We start from the raw sequence: 19500 nt of genomic DNA, 5'->3' as shown, positions 1-19500 counted from the left end.
AAATCCTCTAATTAAAGTTCACGAATATCGACAAAGTGACCAGCGATAGCCGCTGCGGCTGCCATTGCTGGGCTAACTAGGTGCGTACGACCATCACGGCCTTGGCGACCTTCAAAGTTACGGTTTGATGTAGAAGCACAGCGCTCTTGTGGACCTAGACGGTCGTTGTTCATTGCAAGACACATAGAACAACCTGGCAAACGCCATTCAAAGCCGGCTTCTTTAAAGATTACATCTAAGCCTTCAGCTTCAGCTTGTGCTTTAACTTGCTCAGAGCCCGGAACGATCAATGCTTGAACATGTTTCGCTACTTGACGGCCTTTCGCAACCGCTGCTGCTGCACGCATGTCTTCGATACGAGAGTTAGTACAAGAACCCACGAACACTTTATCTACGTTGTAATCAGATAGAGATTTACCGGCTTCAAGACCCATGTAAGCCAGCGCTTTTTCAGCCGACGCTTTTTCTACAGGGTCTGCGAAGCTTTCTGGTGCAGGGATAGGTGTGTCTACCGAGATAACCTGACCTGGGTTAGTACCCCAAGTGACTTGTGGTTTGATATCTGCTGCTTCTAATGTAACAACCGCATCGAATTCAGCGTCTGCATCGGTTTTCAATGTGTCCCAGTATTCAATAGCTGTTTCTAGGTCTTCGCCCTCTGGAGAGAACTTACGACCTTTGATGTATTCGTATGTCGTTGCATCTGGAGCGATTAAGCCTGCTTTAGCGCCAAGCTCGATTGCCATGTTACATACCGTCATACGACCTTCCATCGTAAGGTCGGTAATTGCCTCACCACAGAATTCAACCACGTAGCCTGTACCGCCAGCAGCCGTTGTTTTACCGATGATCGCTAATACGATGTCTTTTGCCGTGATTCCCGGAGCAACCTTGCCTTTTACTTCGATCTTCATGGTTTTTGCGCGAGCTTGTTTTAGCGTTTGAGTAGCTAGAACGTGCTCAACTTCTGAAGTACCGATACCGAATGCTAGTGAACCAAATGCACCGTGTGTAGCCGTGTGCGAGTCACCACATACGATGGTCATGCCCGGTAGCGTAATACCTAGCTCAGGACCCATTACGTGCACAATACCTTGGTATTTGTGGTTTAGATCGTAAAGCGTGACACCAAACTCTTCACAGTTCTTCGATAGCGTTTCCATTTGGATACGAGCCATCTCACCAGAAGCGTTGATGTCTTTAGTTTGCGTCGATACGTTGTGATCCATGGTCGCAAAAGTTTTGCCTACTTGGCGAACTTTACGGCCTTTTTCACGCAGACCATCAAAGGCTTGTGGCGACGTTACTTCGTGGACTAAGTGACGATCAATATAAAGAATTGGCGTTTCGCCCTTCGCTGCAACCGCAACGTGAGCGTCATAAACTTTTTCGTATAAGGTTTTTGCTTGCTGGTTTGTCGACATAGCTTTTCTTCCTTGGGAGCATCAGTCCCAGTGTTTGTTTCGAGCCAAGCCATGCGGTTTACGCTGACTTGGCTTGATATTATTCTTATGTACTTGCTTCTAATCGGAGCATTTAGCTTATGAAGCTAAGATGTACTCAGCGATCTTGTCACCCATTTCAGAGGTAGTTAGCGCTTGGTTCTTACCTGCAAGGTCTGCCGTTAGCTCGCCTGCAGAAAGTGCTTTAGATACCGCGGCTTCGATGTCTTGTGCTGCCGCTTCTTCGCCTAGGCTGTAACGAAGCATTAGTGCTGCAGAAAGAATTTGCGCGACTGGGTTCGCAATGTTCTTACCTGCGATATCTGGTGCGCTGCCACCTGCTGGTTCGTATAAGCCGAAGTTGCTTTCGTTTAAGCTTGCAGAAGGAAGCATACCCATAGAGCCTGTGATCATTGCGCATTCATCAGAGATGATGTCACCAAAGATGTTTGAACATAGCATTACGTCAAACTGAGATGGATCTTTGATTAGCTGCATGGTCGCGTTGTCGATGTACATGTGGTTTAACGTGACATCTGGGTAATCTTTCGAGATTTCTTCAACCACTTCACGCCATAAGATAGAGCTCTGAAGAACGTTTGCTTTATCGATTGAGTAAACGTTTTTGTTACGTAGACGAGCAGATTCAAAAGCAATCTTCGCAATACGTTCGATTTCGTAACGGTGGTAAACCTCAGTATCAAAGGCTTTCTCTGTTGCGCCTTCTCCTTCACGACCTTTAGGTTGGCCGAAGTAGATACCGCCTGTTAATTCACGAACAACAACGATGTCGAAACCATTACCTGAGATGTCAGCACGCAAAGGAGAGAACGACTCTAAACCCTTGTGGATTTGCGCAGGACGTAGGTTACAGAACAGTTGGAAGTGCTTACGCAGAGGAAGTAGGGCACCACGTTCTGGTTGATCGTTTGGTGGAAGGTGTTCCCACTTAGGGCCGCCAACCGAGCCGAAAAGTACCGCGTCAGATTCTTCACAACCCGTTACTGTCGCTTCTGGAAGTGGACAGCCGTGATTATCAATTGCGATACCACCAACATCATACTCTTCGCGAGAAAAGCTAATCGCGTGCTTCTTTTCAATCGCGTCTAGCACTTTATGTGCTTGCTGCATTACTTCTGGGCCAATGCCATCACCAGGTAGTACGGCAATCTTGTATGATTTATCAGTCATGTTAATCCTTTAATTCTTGTTACTGAGCTAGTTGGCTCGTTTTAAATTTTGTCCCTAAAGCCAACAACAGCGGCTCTAGGGCTCTGTTATTGGGTGCTTAAACTGTCGCGATTCTTTGCTGCTTCATTTCAGCGATGGTGTCTGCACGTTGAATGCTATTGATAACGTGCAATAGCGCTTGACCAGAAGCTTCAACGATATCCGTTGAAACGCCCGTACCGTGGTACTTACGGCCTTTATAGTTCGCAATAATATCGGCTTGACCTAAGCCATCTTCGCCTTCGCCTTTCGCGGTCAGGTCGAATTTATCCAATGCAATTTCGTAACCCGTTAAGCGGTAGATACATTGGTATAAAGCATCTACAGGGCCGTTACCGACAGCCGCTTCGCATTTCTCTTCATCGCCACATTGCAGCTTGATGCTGGTGGTAGACATAACACTACCAGATTGTACGCTTAGGTAGTTAAGTTTATAGAAGTCATCTTCGTCGCGTAGGTTCGCGAAATGCATTAATGCTTCTAAGTCGTAATCGAATACTTGGCCTTTACGGTCAGCCAGCTTCAAGAAGTCTTCGTACAATGAATCTAGGTTGTATTCGTTGTCTTTGTAGCCCATCGCGTCCATGTGGCTCTTAACAGCCGCTCGGCCACTACGGCTTGTTAGGTTCAATGCCTTGTTCTTCAAGCCGATAGACTCAGGCGTCATGATCTCGTAAGTGTTCTTGTTCTTAAGCATGCCATCTTGGTGAATACCTGAAGAGTGGCTGAATGCGTTGGCACCTACGATTGCTTTGTTGTCTTGAATTGGCATGTGGCAAAGCTGGCTAACCAACTTACTGGTACGGTGAATCTCTTTGTGGTCCAAGCCAGTATGAACACCTAATAGCTCCTGACGAGTTTTGATGATCATTGCGATTTCTTCTAAGGAACAGTTACCCGCACGCTCACCAATACCATTGATTGTTCCTTCAATTTGGCGAGCGCCCGCTTGCACAGCAGCAATTGAGTTTGCAACCGACATACCTAAGTCATCGTGACAGTGAACAGAGATGATCGCTTGGTCGATGTTTGGTACGCGGTCAAATAGCGTTTTGATAATGCCACCAAACTCATTCGGTACTGTATAGCCCACCGTATCTGGAATGTTGATGGTTTTAGCGCCTGCGTTAATCGCGGCTTCAACCATACGACATAGGTTGTCGATAGGGGTACGACCGGCATCTTCACAAGAGAATTCAACATCATCGGTATAGTTACGCGCATGTTTGACAGCTTTTACTGCCATCTCTACTACATCGTCGTAGCTGCGGCGTAATTTGTCTTGTACGTGAACCGTTGATGTTGAGATGAATGTATGAATACGGAACTGATCAGCAACTTTAAGCGCTTCTGCAGCGGCATCGATATCTTTCGCTACGGCACGAGAAAGTGCACAAATACGGCTGTCTTTGATGTGTTTAGCGATGGTTTGTACTGACTCAAAATCACCTGGAGAAGAAATAGGGAAGCCAGCTTCGATAACATCTACACCCAGTCTCTCAAGAGCATAAGCGATCTGTAACTTCTCTTTTACCGTAAGGCTTGCAGCCAATGCTTGCTCGCCGTCACGTAAGGTAGTATCAAAAATTATTACTTGATCGTTCATGGGTGCTTCCTTATATCGATAATGAATCGATTGCTATCCAAATTATTATTAAGAATGATGTTCTTTTAAAAGTGCCAGTTACAAAAAAACCCGCTCAGTGCGGGTTTTAATATTTGTGTAGTTCTTGACCCACAACTTACCCGCGCGATTGGTTCACGATAAGGAGAAGTTTCAGCAGTAGAGAAGAAGAAAAAATCATTACACAAATATCCGTAAATAAACTGTTAACACCATATTTACCGTAATTTATTCTGAGCGTCAAACAAGAAAATCCAATATCAGCGTGCATTGGCAGTGTTTTGGTTTTGTTTGTGCTGTTTTTTGTTTAAGTGTTAGCGATATCAACTAAATGGTGGTTTTGTATTGGCGGGTTAGTTTATCGTTTGGCTGATGTGTAGGTTAAAACTTTGTAGTAAATATTTTTAATGGAACGATTCACCAAAAAAATCATAAGCGTGACTAAAGTAATTAATCAATTGATTAAATAGTGAGTAATTAATCTTCTACTGTTATGCCTGTTTATCTCTATAATTAATCGAATGATTAATTATAGAGATAGGTTGATGCCATGACAGCACGAAAAGCGGGGCGACCTCAACAGAACTTAGATGTTCGACAATTATTGATTGAGCATGCTCGTGATCTGTTTGTAGTTCAGTCGTACGACAAGGTCTCGACACGCCTGATTGCTGATCGCGCGGGTGTGAACATTGCGATGATCCGTTATTACTTTGGCAGTAAGGCTGGATTATTTGAGGCGATGCTGCGTGAAACGCTACGACCGATGCAATTGCAAATGCAGAGGTTGGTTGAAGAAAGCAGCCATGAGAACTTTCTTGATTTAATGCGGACTTATTATAAAGAAATGGTCAAGGTGCCCAAGTTTCCTCGCTTGATTGCTCAAGTAATGAATATGCCTCCCTCTGAAGTGCAAAGAGAGTTGCTCGAAAAGGTTTTTCTCGATGTCGCCAAGCCCGCCCAAGATGTCATTTTTGAAAAGCTGGTTGAACAAGGCATCTTAAAACAGAACATGGATCCAAAATTGTGTCGAGTTTCGTATATAAGTTTGATGGTGTTCCCTTTCATTGCTCCGCCCCCTCTATTAGCAATCCATGGTATTGAGATTAATGAAGAATTTCTTAACCGTTTAATCGAACACAACATTCAATTGATGACCGAAGGCTTTATCAACGCACCAAGCCCTTCTGCAGTGCAGGACAAAAGATAATGAAAATAAATAAAAAACTACTCTTCTTTCCAGCACTTGCGGTTGGTGTCATCGGCCTTGTGATTGCGATTAGCTTAAAGCCGGATCTGCCGACTAAGCCCGCGGGAGATCGGGCTCGTCTAGTTGAAACAGTCAGTTTAGAACAACAAATGATCGCGCCATTGGCAGTGGGCTTTGGCAAAGTAGTACCTAAAGTTGAATGGAAAGCCATTGCCGAGGTGACTGGGCAGATTGTTTATCGACATCCAGACCTAGAAAAAGGGCAGATAATTCCTGCGGGAACTGAGGTACTTAAGATCGATCCCTTGGATTACGAGTTGAAGTTGGTACAAGCTGAAGCGGATCTTAAATCAAGCCAAACCTCATTAGCAAAATTGAATCAAGAAGAAGACAACTTGAATCAGACTCTTAAGATCGAAAAGAATCGCTTAGTGATCAGCAATAAAGAACTGCAACGTAAACAAGATCTGCGCAAGAAAGGGCTCACCTCTCAATCGGATGTCGACCTGCAACAACAAAGTGCGTTGTCTCAACAGAAGCTTGTATTGGATATTGATAACCAAATTGCATTGATGCCAGATGAAAAGCGTGTTGCGGAAGCAGTGATTAAGGTGAATGTCTCTAAAGTAAAAGAGGCGCAACGCTCTTTGGATAAAACGACCATCACCTTGCCTAGAGCGATGCGAATTGCGCAGGTCGATATTGAACAAAACCAAGTGGTTAATCTTCAGCAAGAGATGTTTGTTGCTCACGGGATTAAGGTTATGGAAGTTGAGGCGCAACTCTCTATTCACGATATGCAAACTTTAGCCTCAAGCTTTACTCAATTCCCTCGTGATGCCGCAGACATACCAAACCCTTATGAAGCGCCGATCAAAGCAAGTATTCAGTTAAACAGTGGCAGCCTTAACCTCAATTGGCCTGCAAAGGTGGCGAGAATCAGCGAAACCGTTGATGAGAACCAAGCAACAGCAGGGATCATTCTTGAAATCGCTCAAGACTACTCACAACTGCAACCAGACAGCGCAACGCCTTTAGTCAATGGTATGTTTGTTAAAGCGGAGATTGAAGGCTTGGCCAACCTTAGCTGGGTTGTCCCAGAGCGCGCTCTGCACGGTGATAAGGTTTATCTGATGGATGACAGCCAGCGCTTACAAGTGGTGAATGTTGAAGTGCTTTATCGTCGAGATAACCAAGTGGTGGTGGATGGTGAACTGCACGCGGGTGATAAGTTAATTCTCAATGACGTTTTACCTGCGATTGAAGGCATGCTGCTCAAAGAGTCAAACTCTACTGAATTAGCAGCGGATGTGCAGGAGAATGCGTCATGATTCGGTTCTTCTCCCGACACCCGACGGCTGCAAACTTATTGATGCTTGGTTTGTTGATCATGGGTTTGACCTCATTATCGACCATCAAGCGCGAAACCTTTCCCGCCTATGACCCACCTTACATTATGGCGGCGATAGTTTATCCCGGTGCATCACCACAAGAAGTGGAAGAGAGCTTGTGTGTACGAATGGAAGATGCCGTCGATGGTCTGGCCAACATTGAGGAAACTCAGTGTGAGGCGATCGAAGGCAGTGCTCGTCTTATTCTGAAGCTTAATGAGAAAGCGGATATTGGCCGAATGCTGGTGGACGTTCAAACTCAGATCAACTCGATCAATGATTTCCCGAGCGAGATTGAATCGCCTGTTGTTCAAGAGCTGGATTGGAATGAACCGGTAGTTGATATCGCGATTACAGCCGAAACCTCATGGCCTGAACTCAAAGCTTACGCCGAAGATCTTAAACGGACCATGAAGCTTGATTATGATGTCTCTTTGGTTGAGGTCAGCGGCTTCTCTGATCATCAATATCGAGTCGAACTGGATACCCAAGCTATTCGCCAGTTGGGTTTGAGCGTCGGTGATATCGCCGACCAAATTGGTCGTCAGAATGTAAAGCTGCCGAGTGGTAACGTTGAGACGCCAGACAAAAACTTCCTGATTCGTTTTGATGAAAGACGCATTACGCCGGTTGAATTAGAAAGTATCGTGGTTGGCTCTGCGCCTAATGGATCAGTGATCCGTCTGAGGGATATTGCAAAAATAACCGATCGCTTTGAACTGGATGAACAGAAGGTTCTGTTTGATGGTAAGCCATCTGCACTATTGAAGATCAGTAAAAACAAAGAAGATGATGCGTTACGAATCAAAGAGAACGTGACCCGATTCGTGGAAGACCAGAGCGCGATTGCCCCCGATGGCGTGACACTGAAAATGACCAACGATCTCTCCTCGGTACTTTGGGATCGTCTAACCATGATGGCGCGCAATGGCTGGCAAGGTATTGTGTTGGTGTTTGCCACCATGTGGTTGTTCTTCAGTTTGCGATATTCATTCTGGGTTGCGGCAGGTTTGCCAGTAGCCTTTCTTGGTGGTTTGTTCTTAATGGCCAACCTAGGTTTGTCGATCAACATCATGTCTCTAGTCGGCTTGTTAATGGCGATTGGTATCATGATGGATGACGCCATAGTGATAGCCGAATCGATAGCTTCCCACTTAGATAGGGGACAAAGCGTCGATGATGCGGTGTACAACGGCGTAAAGAAAGTGCTTCCCGGAGTACTGTCTTCTTTCTTAACCACGGTGTGTATTTTCGGTAGCTTGTTGTTCCTTGATGGGGAAATGGGCGCGGTGCTTAAAGCGGTGCCTCAGGTGCTTATCTTGGTGTTGTCGCTGAGCTTAATCGAAGCGTTTCTTATTCTACCAAATCACTTATCTCATTCATTACATAAAGAAAAAAATGATAAGCCCGCGCTGCGCTTTAAAGTTGTGTTGTTAGAGAAGTTCGAAAACTTTCGCAACACAACTTTGATGAACATGGTCGAGAAGGTCGTGACGTTCCGCTACGCCTTTATGGGCGGAGTGATAACCTTATTACTTCTATCTATCTCCTTGATTGCTGGTGGTGTTGTTAAGTTCCAACCATTTCCTGAGTTGGATGGTGATATTGCCGAGGCTCGCATCATTCTTCCACCGGGCGCATCACTGTCTCAAACCGAGAAAGTGGTCGATAAAATAGTCGCATCTGCTGAACGTTTGAATGAGCAGTGGAGTGAAGACGTCGAGGACGGTAATAAATTGGTTGAGCATATCACCAGCCAATTCAATGCAAACGCAGATGCCAATGAATCAGGCCCACACTTAGCTACCGTGCGCTTAGATTTACGAGGTGCAGAGAGTCGTAATACTGTAATTGATGATTTTATTGATGCATGGCGGGAGGACATCGGCGATTTGGCTGACCCTATCTCGCTAGTTTTCAAACAACCGACGATGGGGCCGGGCGGTCGTGCTATCGAGATCCGCGCCAAACATGATGATCTTGCTGCATTGAAATCGGCTTCTTTAGATATTCAGGAGTACCTTAATCAGTTTGATGGTGTGCATGGTGTTCTTGATGACATGCGCATGGGTAAGGAAGAGATCTTAGTTAAACTTCGCCCAGGTGCGGAAACCTACAATGTGAATGGGCAGATGATTGCTTCCCAATTGCGTGCGGCCTTCTTTGGTCAGACTGCGGATGAAATCCAAATTGGGGTTGAGAACATTTCGATTGAGGTACGCCTTGATAAAGAACAAGCGGGTGATTTACAGCAACTGGCTAACTTCCCAATCATCACTGCAGATGGCAGCCAGATTCCGCTAGCGACATTGGCAACGCTAGATTTCCAACGTAACTACGTACGAATCCAACGTATCGATGGGCTGAGAACCATCAGTATCTTTGGTGATATTGATAATAAGAAAGCGAGCTCTTCAGCAATTTTGGCTCAGTTCCAAAAAGAAGAAGCCGCTAAGCTGATTCAAAAATACCCAGGCTTACGTTTTGATTTCGAAGGCGAAGCCAAAGATGCAGCTAAGACTGGAGCTTCGATGGGCAAAGGTTTCTTATTGGGCTTATTCGGCGTATTTGCGATTCTGAGTTATCAATTCAGAAGCTACTTGGAACCTGTGGTCGTAATGTTGGCAATTCCACTGGCCTTCATTGGGGTAGTTGTTGGTCACTGGCTGTTAGGGCACGCGTTAAGTATGCCGAGCATGATGGGCTTTGTGTCGCTTGCCGGTATTGTGGTTAATGATTCCATCTTGTTGGTGCAGTACATTCGTCACCATGTTGATGAGGGAGATAGCGTTCATGACTCGGTGGTGAAGGCCAGTCGCGAGCGTTTCCGTGCGGTATTCTTGACCTCAATGACCACAGCGGCAGGTTTGCTACCGCTGTTGACGGAAACCAGCTTGCAAGCTCAGGTTATCCAGCCATTGGTTATTTCAATTGTGTTTGGCATATTTGCTTCAACCTTACTGGTGTTGTTTATGATCCCTGCCGCTTACGCGATATTGGCTGACTTCGGGTTGGTGAAGAAGCATGAGCCATTAGCGCTATAATCTTTAGCGAGCTCTATAACCATTAGCACGATAGAAGTAGTGTTTGCTTATATAAAGAAGCAAAAACATAGAAGAATAAAGCGGCCTTGTGTCGCTTTATTTTTATCGGCTGCTTCTAGGCTCCTATTAGCTTACTTAGTGAAAGCGGTTAATTCGCTTCAAAATTCATTTTAGTTCATTAAAAACGTCACTTAACTGTCATTTCAGGGGCATACCTTGAGCCTTAACTGAATAAGGATTGTTAAGGAGATCGTATGCGTACTATCGAACCTGTTGTCCGCTGGGATGTGGCATTTTCTGTTTTCTGTTTGAAGAACCGTTATAGCGGGCAACATGCAACATTGAGTAAAGCGGTGTCTCATACCGGGGATGGTCATCTATATGTGTTGATCGCTCTGATTGCGCTGTTAGCTGATGGCTACACAGGTCGTGAATTTTTAATGGTTGGTCTAGCCGCTTTTGCGATAGAGCTACCGATTTATTGGGTAGCCAAAAACACCCTAAAGCGCCGCAGACCCGCTGAATTCTCTTCATTACTTCACTCTCACATTGTGCCGTCAGATAAATACAGCCTGCCTTCTGGGCATTCCGCTGCTGCATTTGTTATGGCGACTCTAATCGGACATTTTTATCCAAGTCTCTATCTCTTTAGCTTGATTTGGGCGACAGCGATTGCTGGATCTCGAATCCTACTCGGTGTGCACTTTTTAACGGATGTCTTAATTGGTGCAGCGCTGGGTATAGCGTGCACAAGCCTAGCCATTTACTTCATTTTATAGCGCTTAGTCGTATGGCTGTTTGTTCTGTTGTTCATATTAAAAAGACACAGGAAAAGACAGCAGATCTCGAATTGTTAATCTTCAAGGAACCTGAATGAAAATTTTATATGGCGTACAAGGTACAGGGAATGGTCACATCGCTCGTGCGAGAGCAATGGCTGTCGCGTTTCGCCAACATAATATTGATGTCGACTTTCTGTTCTCTGGGCGAGACGAGAGTAAATTCTTTTCGATGGAAGCATTTGGCAATTATCAGACCCGCAGCGGCTTAACTTTTTACAGCGAGCAGGGGCAGGTTAAATACGGCAAGACATTCATCAAGAACAACATCTGGCGATTTCTCCGCGAGGTTAACCAGATCGATCTTGCGCCTTATGACTTAGTGCTTAATGATTTTGAACCTGTGACGGCATGGGCGGCTAAGAGGCAAGGTGTGCCATGTATTGGTATAAGCCACCAGAATGCGTTCCGCTATGATGTACCTAAAGAAGGGGGCAACTGGATTGAACATTCCGTGATTCAACATTTCGCCCCAACTGAGCACTCTATTGGTTTACACTGGTATCACTTTGAACAGCCAATATTGCCACCTATCGTTCACACGCCTGCGTGTGATGAGCGAGCTAAAGCAACACAAGACTTCACCTTGGTTTATCTACCATTTGAGGATCTTGAGGCTATCTCTGAGTTGTTAATGAAGTTTGTTTCTCATCACTTTGTCTGTTATCACCCGAATGTGATTGAGCATAGCCGAGTCGAAAATATAGAGTTCAAACCACTCAGTCATGCCGGCTTCCAATTCGATCTCAATCAGTGCTCTGGTGTGGTGGCCAACGGCGGTTTTGAATTGCCATCTGAAGCCTTAACTTTAGGTAAGAAGTTGCTTCTTAAGCCTCTTGAGGGACAGTTCGAACAACAAAGTAATGTGGCGACGCTTGAAGCGCTCGGGTTAGCTCAAACCATGAGCTTTTTAGACGCGGTTACCTTGCGTGGTTGGCTCGGTGAAAAGCAGGCAGAAAGGGTCACTTACCCTGACGTGGCAAGTGCACTTGTTGAGTGGGTGTTAGCGGGCAATTGGTCCAACCAAGATGACTTAAGAAAGCAACTTTGGGATAAGGTGGATTTTCCTAGTTATGCATCACTCACGTAACCCATAAGTGTTATTTCTGAATTGCCTAGCTGAACGATTCACGAGTTCAATAATTTGTAACAAATGTAACCAAAACGATAGAACAGCTAAATAAGTCGAAATGAAACTCATAAGTGACGCATTTTATGTTTTTTTATAACTCCATAAGCAACTGATTTTTAGGTGTTGTTTAATCATTAAGGTAAAATTAAATTATTCTTTATCAATCTTGTTGGTAGCTCGAGATTTATTGGTTAATAGTAATGGCAATCCGAAAAACATCGGTCTGATAAATATAAGAATTAGTGGTTATCTATTCCCACACCATTACCAATTTAACCCTGTCGAACCGACAAGAGGCAACTTGAATGTTAGAGAAAAAAGACGCAATGAGTGCAATTGCAAGCTACAGAATGGAAAGCACACTTCGTGGAGTCGACTTAAATCTTTTGACTGTATTTGATGCAGTTATGCAAGAGCAAAATATTACACGTGCAGCTCATAATCTGGGCATGTCTCAGCCAGCGGTAAGTAATGCTGTTGCTCGTTTGAAAGTAATGTTCAACGACGAGCTATTCATGCGTCAAGGTCGTGGTATTCAACCGACTCAACGTGCTCGTCAGTTGTTTGGCCCAATCCGCCAAGCGCTGCAGTTAGTACGCAACGAATTGCCAAGTTCTGTATTCTCACCAGAGTCGTCTTCTCGTTTGTTCAAACTTGCAATTTGTAGCCCTTGCGACATGCGTTTTGCACCTAAGATTATGTCGACAATCAACGACCAAGCACCTAGCGTTAATCTGCACATGGATGCGGAATTTGACCGTCAACTTTCTGAGCGCATGCGTTACCAAGAAATTGACTTCGTTATTGATTACTCGCGTTTTGATGAGCAAGGTTTCTCAAGCACTGAAATCTTCCAAGATGAATTGGTTGTGGTCGCTTCTGCTTCTCACCCACGCATCAACGGTGAAGTTTCAGCGGCAGAGTTGCTTAACGAAAAGCACGCTAAACTGTCTCGCATCCATGGTCAACGTAGCTTCTCTGAGCAAGCTTACCGTGACCTCGATTGCACACCTTTCTACGAAGGTACGAGCTTAAGCAACGTACTTTACGTTGTTGGTCAATCTGAATTAGTAACAATCGCTCCTCGTTGGATGGTAGAACATGCAGCAAACAAAGATCAGCTTCAGATTCTAGATTTCCCATTCGATAATGCGGCGATTTCTGGCTTCCTTAGCTGGCACGAATCAAGTGAAAAGGACAAAGGACACATCTGGTTACGAGATCAGTTAATGATGATCTGTGGCGAAGTAGTGGCGCTTAACTAGACACTAATTCCTATGATTTATAAGCCCTAAGCTAGGAGTCTGGCTTGGGGTTTTTTTGTACCTGCTATTTTTGTTGATAGAAAACTTAGCGTGAGACGTAGTATTACTTATAACTTTGAGCTTCATCAGTTGCCTTTTCCATGATCAGAGGTACACTTGTGCGCTCAAAAAAGCTTACAGGTGTAAGCCAAAGGTAAAGAGATGGCCAATTTAGATTTTCATATCGTAAAAAGACTTCGTGACCAAATTGCCCAAGGTGGCAACCGTACAGCTTTGAAGCACAAAGTAGGCAATGTATGGCAAGGTATTAGCTGGGAACAATTTGGACAACAAATCGATACGCTTTCATTAGCGCTATTGGCTCAAGGATTGAGAGTTCAGGATAAGATCGGTATCTTCTCGAACAATATGCCTCAGTGGACTGTGGCTGACTTCGCATCCTTACAAGCGCGTCTTGTAACGGTACCAATCTACCCAACCAACACAGCGGCACAGTCTTCTTACATTATCCAAAATGCAGATGTGAAGATCTTATTCGTTGGCGAGCAAGCTCAGTTCGATGCGGCGGTTAGCCTTTTTGAAGAGTGTGAACAGCTAGAAGTTGTTGTGGCGATGTCTGATGATATCGATCTGCAAGGACATCGCTTTGCCGTCTCTTGGAAAGAGTTCATGGCTCGTGGTGTTGAAGAGCAGCGAGCTGAGCTTGATGTTCGTCTTGCGGATGCCAGCATGGATGACTTACTGACGCTTATCTATACCTCTGGTACAACGGGCCAGCCTAAAGGTGTAATGCTTGATTACACTAATGTTGGCTATCAACTAAAAGGCCATGATGAGCGTCTCAGCTTAAGCAAAGACGACGTCTCATTGTGTTTCTTACCTCTATCACATGTATTTGAGCGCGCTTGGACTTTCTATGTCCTTTATAAAGGCGCAACCAACTGCTATTTGCAAGACACCATGCAAGTTCGTGATGCATTGAGTGATGTTAAACCAACGGTTATGTCTGCTGTTCCTCGCTTCTACGAGAAGATTTTCTCAGCGATTCACGAGAAAGTATCTAAAGCACCGTTTATTCGTAAAGTACTCTTTACTTGGGCGGTGAACATGGGCGCGAAGCTTTCTGTTTGTCATCAAGAAGGTCGTACACCATCATTCATGCTGAAGAAGAGCCATGCGCTTGCTGACAAGCTTGTGTTATCTAAACTGCGAGCTCTGTTAGGTGGTAACATCAACTTCATGCCATGTGGTGGCGCGAAGCTTGATGAAACCATTGGTCGCTTCTTCCACGCGATTGGTATCAATGTAAAACTTGGCTACGGCATGACAGAAACCACGGCAACAGTATCGTGCTGGGATGACCGTTGTTTTAACCCTGATTCGATCGGTATGTCGATGCCGGGCGCTGAAGTGAAAATTGGCGCTAAGGATGAGATCCTTGTTCGTGGCCCAATGGTGATGCGTGGCTACTACAAGATGCCAGAAGAGACAGCTAAGACATTTGACGAGCATGGTTTCCTGAAAACGGGTGATGCGGGTCATTTTGATGAAAATGGTAATCTATTCATTACTGATCGCCTCAAAGAATTAATGAAGACTTCTGGCGGTAAGTACATTGCACCGCAAGTGGTTGAAGGCGCAATTGGTAAAGATCACTTTATCGAGCAGATTGCTGTTATCGCTGATACGCGCAAATTCGTTTCTGCACTGATTGTTCCTTGTTATGACTCGCTAGAAGATTATGCCAAAGAGCTTAATATCAAATATCATGACCGTGTGGAACTTGTTAAAAATCACCAAATAGTAGAGATGCTAGAGAAGCGTGTGAATGACTTACAACAAGAACTAGCGAAGTTTGAGCAAGTGAAGAAGTTCAAGTTGCTGCCAAAAGCGTTTTCTATGGATGATGGTGAGCTAACACCGACCCAGAAACTGCGTCGTAAGGTTATTAACGATAAGTATCAAGACGAAATCGAAGAAATGTACAACGAAAAGCCTAAAGATAAGTAGTTTTCTGTTTAGATAAATTTTCAGTTGTTTAAAAATCCCCCTACGAATGTGATTGCATTTTTAGGGGGATTTTTTGTATCTAATGACACAGCACAATGTGCGAAAGCGCACACCAACAAGCTCGCTGTTTATCGATAAATAGCGATCTGTTGAAATATTAAGTGCTTTTTTTTATCAAGTAAGCAGTGTTTAAGCCTAGTGTAAAAGCCTGTATTGGGTTTTATTTGATGCTTTGAGCTAATAGTTGGTTTTTTGGCACAGTTGCCGAATAACAGGCGTTAGACCAGATGATAATAAAGCGTTAAAGTTGTTTCGTATTACTGTTTGTTGTTATCACAACAGACAGCCATAGCCGAAAAAGTGGAAGTATTTCGAATTAGGCTACGAATAAGCCCTAGACTATGAAAAACCAGCCCAACATGTTCACCAAATGTGATTGGAAACTGGTGAGGAGAGCAATATGACAACAAAACCTGAAACAGCCATGTCATCCGGCGCTGAAATGTTATCCGGCGCTGAGATGGTGGTGCAGTCTCTAATTGAAGAGGGTGTAGAGCAAATCTTTGGTTACCCAGGTGGTTCTGTACTTGATATCTATGATGCGCTGCATGCTAAAACTGCTGAAATTAAACACGTATTAGTACGACACGAACAAGCCGCTACCCACATGGCAGATGGCTATACTCGTTCTACCGGTAAGCCGGGTGTAGTACTTGTGTGTTCTGGTCCGGGTGCCACCAATACCGTTACTGGTATTGCAACAGCCTACATGGACTCAATCCCAATGATTGTTATTTCTGGTAACGTACCAAATAACCTTATTGGTAACGACGCCTTCCAAGAGTGTGACATCGTAGGTGTATCACGCCCGATCGTTAAACACAGCTTCCTCGTTAAGAAAGCGGAAGATATCCCTGAAGTCGTTAAAAAAGCATTCTATATTTCAACGACAGGACGTCCAGGTCCTGTGGTTATTGACCTGCCAAAAGACATTTTAAACCCACAAATTAAGCTTCCTTATGAATACCCAGAAACGATCAAAATGCGTTCATATAACCCAACGGTTACGGGTCATAAAGGTCAGATCAAAAAGGCGCTAAAAGCCCTTCTTGAAGCGAAGAAACCGGTACTTTATGTCGGTGGTGGTGCGGTTATTTCTGAGGCAGATAAGCCGCTGTTAAAATTAGCAGAGGCACTGAATTTACCCGTGGTAAGTACCCTAATGGGGCTTGGCGCTTTCCCTGGTACTCATAAGAACTCTTTGGGTATGTTGGGCATGCATGGTTTGTATGAAGCCAATATGGCGATGCACAATGCGGACTTGATCTTTGGTATTGGCGTACGTTTCGATGATCGAACGACCAATAACCTAGATAAATACTGTCCTGATGCGAAGATCATGCACATTGATATCGATCCATCTTCTATCTCTAAGAACGTTAAAGTGGATCTTCCGATTGTAGGTTCAGCGGAAAAAGTACTAGAAAGCATGGTTAACCTGCTTATTGAGCAAGGTGGAACTAACGATGCAGAAGCGATGGAAAGCTGGTGGAGTGAAATTAAACAGTGGCAAGAACGTGACTGCTTAGCGTATGACAAAACGTCGGGTCGAATTAAGCCACAACAAGTTATTGAAACACTGCATAAAGTAACCAATGGTGATGCCTATGTTGCTTCGGATGTTGGTCAGCACCAAATGTTTGCTGCTTTGTATTACCCGTTTGACAAGCCACGCCGTTGGATTAACTCTGGTGGTCTAGGTACGATGGGCTTTGGCTTACCAGCTGGTATGGGCGTTAAGTTTGCGAAACCTGATGAAGAAGTTGTGATTGTTACTGGTGACGGCAGTATTCAAATGAATATCCAAGAGCTGTCGACTGCGCTGCAATACAATATCCCCGTTAAGATTATTAATCTTAACAACCGTTTCTTAGGCATGGTAAAACAGTGGCAAGACATTGTTTATCAAGGTCGTTACTCTAATTCATATATGGACTCTGTTCCTGATTTTGCTGCTATCGCTGAGGCTTATGGCCACGTTGGCATGCGTATTTCATCTCCGGATGAATTGGAATCAGGTTTGGAAAAAGCACTGGCGATGAAAGACCGTTTGGTATTTGTCGATATTAGTGTGGATGACACCGAGCACGTATACCCAATGCAGATCAAAGGCGAGGGTATGGATAACATGTGGCTAAGTAAAACGGAGAGAACATAATATGAGACACATCCTTTCACTATTAATGGAAAACCAACCAGGTGCACTATCTCGTGTGGTTGGCTTGTTTTCTCAGCGTGGCTACAACATCGAGTCTTTGAATGTATCCCCTACGGATGATCCAACGCTTTCTCGTCTGAATGTCACCACTAACTCAAGCGAAATGCAGCTTGAGCAGATCCAAAAACAGCTACACAAGTTAATCGACGTACTTAAGGTACAAGAAGTGTCTGAGCTTGAGCATATCGAGCGTGAACTTCTGATGGTAAAAGTACGCGCTAGCGGCTTTGCTCGCGCTGAAGTGAAACGCACAGCGGATATATTCCGTGGTCAAATCGTTGATGTGACGGCTTCGCAATATACGGTTCAAATGGCCGGCACTAGCGAGAAGCTGGATGCTTTCATTCAGGCATTGTCTGAAGTAACGGAAGTACTTGAAGTGGCTCGAAGTGGGGTTGTTGGCATCGCACGTGGTGAACGAGCGTTGAAAGCCTAACGAAGAAAGATTTAAAGCTACTTTTAAGCTAAAACTGAGCATTTAATCGTTTGAAAAAAATAGCGATTTTACTGATACGAACGGCCCTTAATTTGGGCCGTTTTGCTTTCTGGAAGTAAGCATCGTTTGTCCACACTTTCTTATTGCCATTCATTTCTTTGTAACTCTCCATTAGAGCGCTATTGCGCTGTTTATAGAGTGCCCTGTTATTTACTGTGCTTGATCCCCCCAGTGCCGTGCATCCATATTTATTGGGAATCTCATTTTTGAGAGACTTAAATCACAAAGTTTATATGATTAGACTAAAGTCTAATGCTCGCGGTGATTTGAGCTAAACTGAACAATAATCAAATAGTCTTGCTTCATGTCATCTTATGATAAAAGATGCAATTAATAGAGTGTTTGCTAGATGTAAAAGGATGGCACCGTTAACTTAATTTAACTTAATTTAACTGGTTAGCTAACCCTATCAAAGTCTTGAAAGGCATTAGTTGAATCAGATTCGCTGAAGCAAGGGTTTAGGGAGCATACAGTCTGATTGAAAGAGGCGTGGTATGTTTGTCGATTTTTTAGTGAGGTTAACCATAGGTACATTAGCCGTTCTTGGCTTTCAACTGAGTGCATTGTATTTTTTACCTATGGTTGTGCTACTCAATACTCATCACAAAGAGTTTTTTGGGTGGTAGTTCAGCCGTAATGCTGGAAATAAAAAACGGAGCTATTAGGCTCCGTTTTTATGTGGTTAGAATCTATCTTGACATTATGCGGCTTCGATAACTTCTTCAATTCGTTTCATTGAACTTAACAGGTGTTGATCCAATAGTTCTGTCGCTTGATCGACATTTTTAGCAAGTACCAGCTTCATGATCATTTCATGCTCATCAATATTGAACAGATCATCAGGTGCGCTTTTCGCTGACATCGCTAGGAAGCGGTAGCGTTTTACTTGATTGATAAGATCATCAAAGAACTTAAACATGTTCTCTGAGTCTGCGCCTTCAAGTAACGCTGCATGAAACTGCTGGTGACGTTCTTCCCACTCAATACAATCAAACTCTTCTGAGACATATTGTATGCGTGATAGCTTGTGGTAGGAGGTTAATACTTCCAGTTCCCAGCTTTCATCGCCTGCTGAAATTGCCTTTTTAAGCAGAACAGAAGAGACAACACGAAGGCTTTCATATAGGTCATTGAGTTCTTTCTTTGATACCGGTGATACCCAGCAGCCTTTTTGTGGCTCTAGCTTTACGTATTTACTCCAAGATAGTTGCACTAAGGCTTCGCGAATTGGAGATGCGCCGACGTTGTATCGTGCTTTGAGATCAGCTACAACGAGTTTTTTACCTGGGGTTAATTCACCATTGAGAATATCTTGGCGAATCATCTTTGATACTTTGTCAGTAAGCGTAGGACTAGACATTACAAACCTCATGTATATTTGATTTCTAGTCTGCTAATCCGTTTCTTAGGAAGAGTTTATTGGAGTTTAACAGTACGTAGTTCTAATGTGATTGATAATACAGCGTACTGAAAAGTTAGGCAAGATTTTGTTTCATAAAAAAGAGGGCCGAAGCCCTCTTTTATATTTTATGCGAATCG

Annotated in this window: 13 protein-coding genes; 9 read left to right on the top strand and 4 right to left on the bottom strand. The window is 44.1% G+C overall.

Annotated elements, in window-relative coordinates; translation table 11 throughout:
* Positions 1–11: 11 nt before the first annotated feature.
* The 3 genes from leuC to leuA form a co-directional block, all read right to left on the bottom strand.
* Positions 12–1424, bottom strand: a complete 1413-nt coding sequence (leuC, locus tag AB6C75_RS11360) for a 3-isopropylmalate dehydratase large subunit (RefSeq protein WP_372107813.1) — start codon at positions 1422–1424, stop codon at positions 12–14.
* Positions 1425–1541: 117 nt separating this feature from the next.
* Positions 1542–2633, bottom strand: coding sequence for a 3-isopropylmalate dehydrogenase (gene leuB, locus AB6C75_RS11355; protein WP_248368463.1), 1092 nt, complete (start codon positions 2631–2633; stop codon positions 1542–1544).
* Positions 2634–2730: 97 nt separating this feature from the next.
* Complete coding sequence (gene leuA, locus AB6C75_RS11350) at positions 2731–4278, bottom strand: 2-isopropylmalate synthase (protein WP_004735885.1); 1548 nt, start codon at positions 4276–4278, stop codon at positions 2731–2733.
* A 568-nt stretch (positions 4279–4846) separates the two neighbouring features.
* Between leuA and AB6C75_RS11345 the strand changes: the two genes are divergently transcribed.
* The 9 genes from AB6C75_RS11345 to ilvN all read left to right on the top strand — a co-directional run bounded on the left by AB6C75_RS11345 (position 4847) and on the right by ilvN (position 17901).
* The gene (locus tag AB6C75_RS11345; RefSeq protein WP_009847815.1) at positions 4847–5506 is read left to right on the top strand and encodes a TetR/AcrR family transcriptional regulator; all 660 of its coding nucleotides are present in this window, start codon (positions 4847–4849) and stop codon (positions 5504–5506) included.
* Positions 5506–6837: an efflux RND transporter periplasmic adaptor subunit gene (locus AB6C75_RS11340; RefSeq protein WP_372107812.1), complete on the top strand. Its 1332-nt coding sequence runs from the start codon at positions 5506–5508 to the stop codon at positions 6835–6837. The genes AB6C75_RS11345 and AB6C75_RS11340 overlap by 1 nt, the downstream gene beginning before the upstream one ends.
* Positions 6834–9941 carry an efflux RND transporter permease subunit gene (locus tag AB6C75_RS11335; protein ID WP_372107811.1) on the top strand — a complete coding sequence of 1036 codons (3108 nt, stop codon included), beginning with the start codon at positions 6834–6836 and terminating at the stop codon, positions 9939–9941. The genes AB6C75_RS11340 and AB6C75_RS11335 overlap by 4 nt, the downstream gene beginning before the upstream one ends.
* Positions 9942–10195: 254 nt before the next feature.
* A complete protein-coding gene (locus AB6C75_RS11330) occupies positions 10196–10720 on the top strand; it encodes a phosphatase PAP2 family protein (protein ID WP_009847812.1) in 525 nt (174 codons plus the stop codon).
* Positions 10721–10814: 94 nt separating this feature from the next.
* On the top strand, positions 10815–11870 hold the full coding sequence (locus AB6C75_RS11325) for an MJ1255/VC2487 family glycosyltransferase (protein ID WP_372107810.1): 1056 nt from the start codon (positions 10815–10817) through the stop codon (positions 11868–11870).
* Positions 11871–12217: 347 nt separating this feature from the next.
* Positions 12218–13177, top strand: coding sequence for a transcriptional regulator LeuO (gene leuO, locus AB6C75_RS11320; RefSeq protein WP_017100430.1), 960 nt, complete (start codon positions 12218–12220; stop codon positions 13175–13177).
* Positions 13178–13378: 201 nt separating this feature from the next.
* Positions 13379–15187 (top strand): long-chain fatty acid--CoA ligase, encoded by a 1809-nt coding sequence (locus tag AB6C75_RS11315; RefSeq protein WP_372107809.1) that lies wholly within the window; start codon positions 13379–13381, stop codon positions 15185–15187.
* A gap of 460 nt (positions 15188–15647) precedes the next feature.
* Positions 15648–17405, top strand: a complete 1758-nt coding sequence (locus AB6C75_RS11310; protein ID WP_009847808.1) for an acetolactate synthase 3 large subunit — start codon at positions 15648–15650, stop codon at positions 17403–17405.
* Position 17406: 1 nt separating this feature from the next.
* A complete protein-coding gene (gene ilvN / locus AB6C75_RS11305) occupies positions 17407–17901 on the top strand; it encodes an acetolactate synthase small subunit (RefSeq protein ID WP_004735875.1) in 495 nt (164 codons plus the stop codon).
* Between the two features lie 760 nt (positions 17902–18661).
* Here the strand turns inward: ilvN and AB6C75_RS11300 are convergent.
* Positions 18662–19333: a GntR family transcriptional regulator gene (locus tag AB6C75_RS11300; RefSeq protein ID WP_372107808.1), complete on the bottom strand. Its 672-nt coding sequence runs from the start codon at positions 19331–19333 to the stop codon at positions 18662–18664.
* Positions 19334–19500 lie beyond the last annotated feature (167 nt).

This window comes from Vibrio sp. 10N.237.312.B06 (assembly GCF_041464685.1).
GTDB lineage: Bacteria > Pseudomonadota > Gammaproteobacteria > Enterobacterales > Vibrionaceae > Vibrio > Vibrio tasmaniensis_A.
Note: the sequence above shows the minus strand (reverse complement) of the source record. Positions and strands in the feature narration are given on the sequence as shown.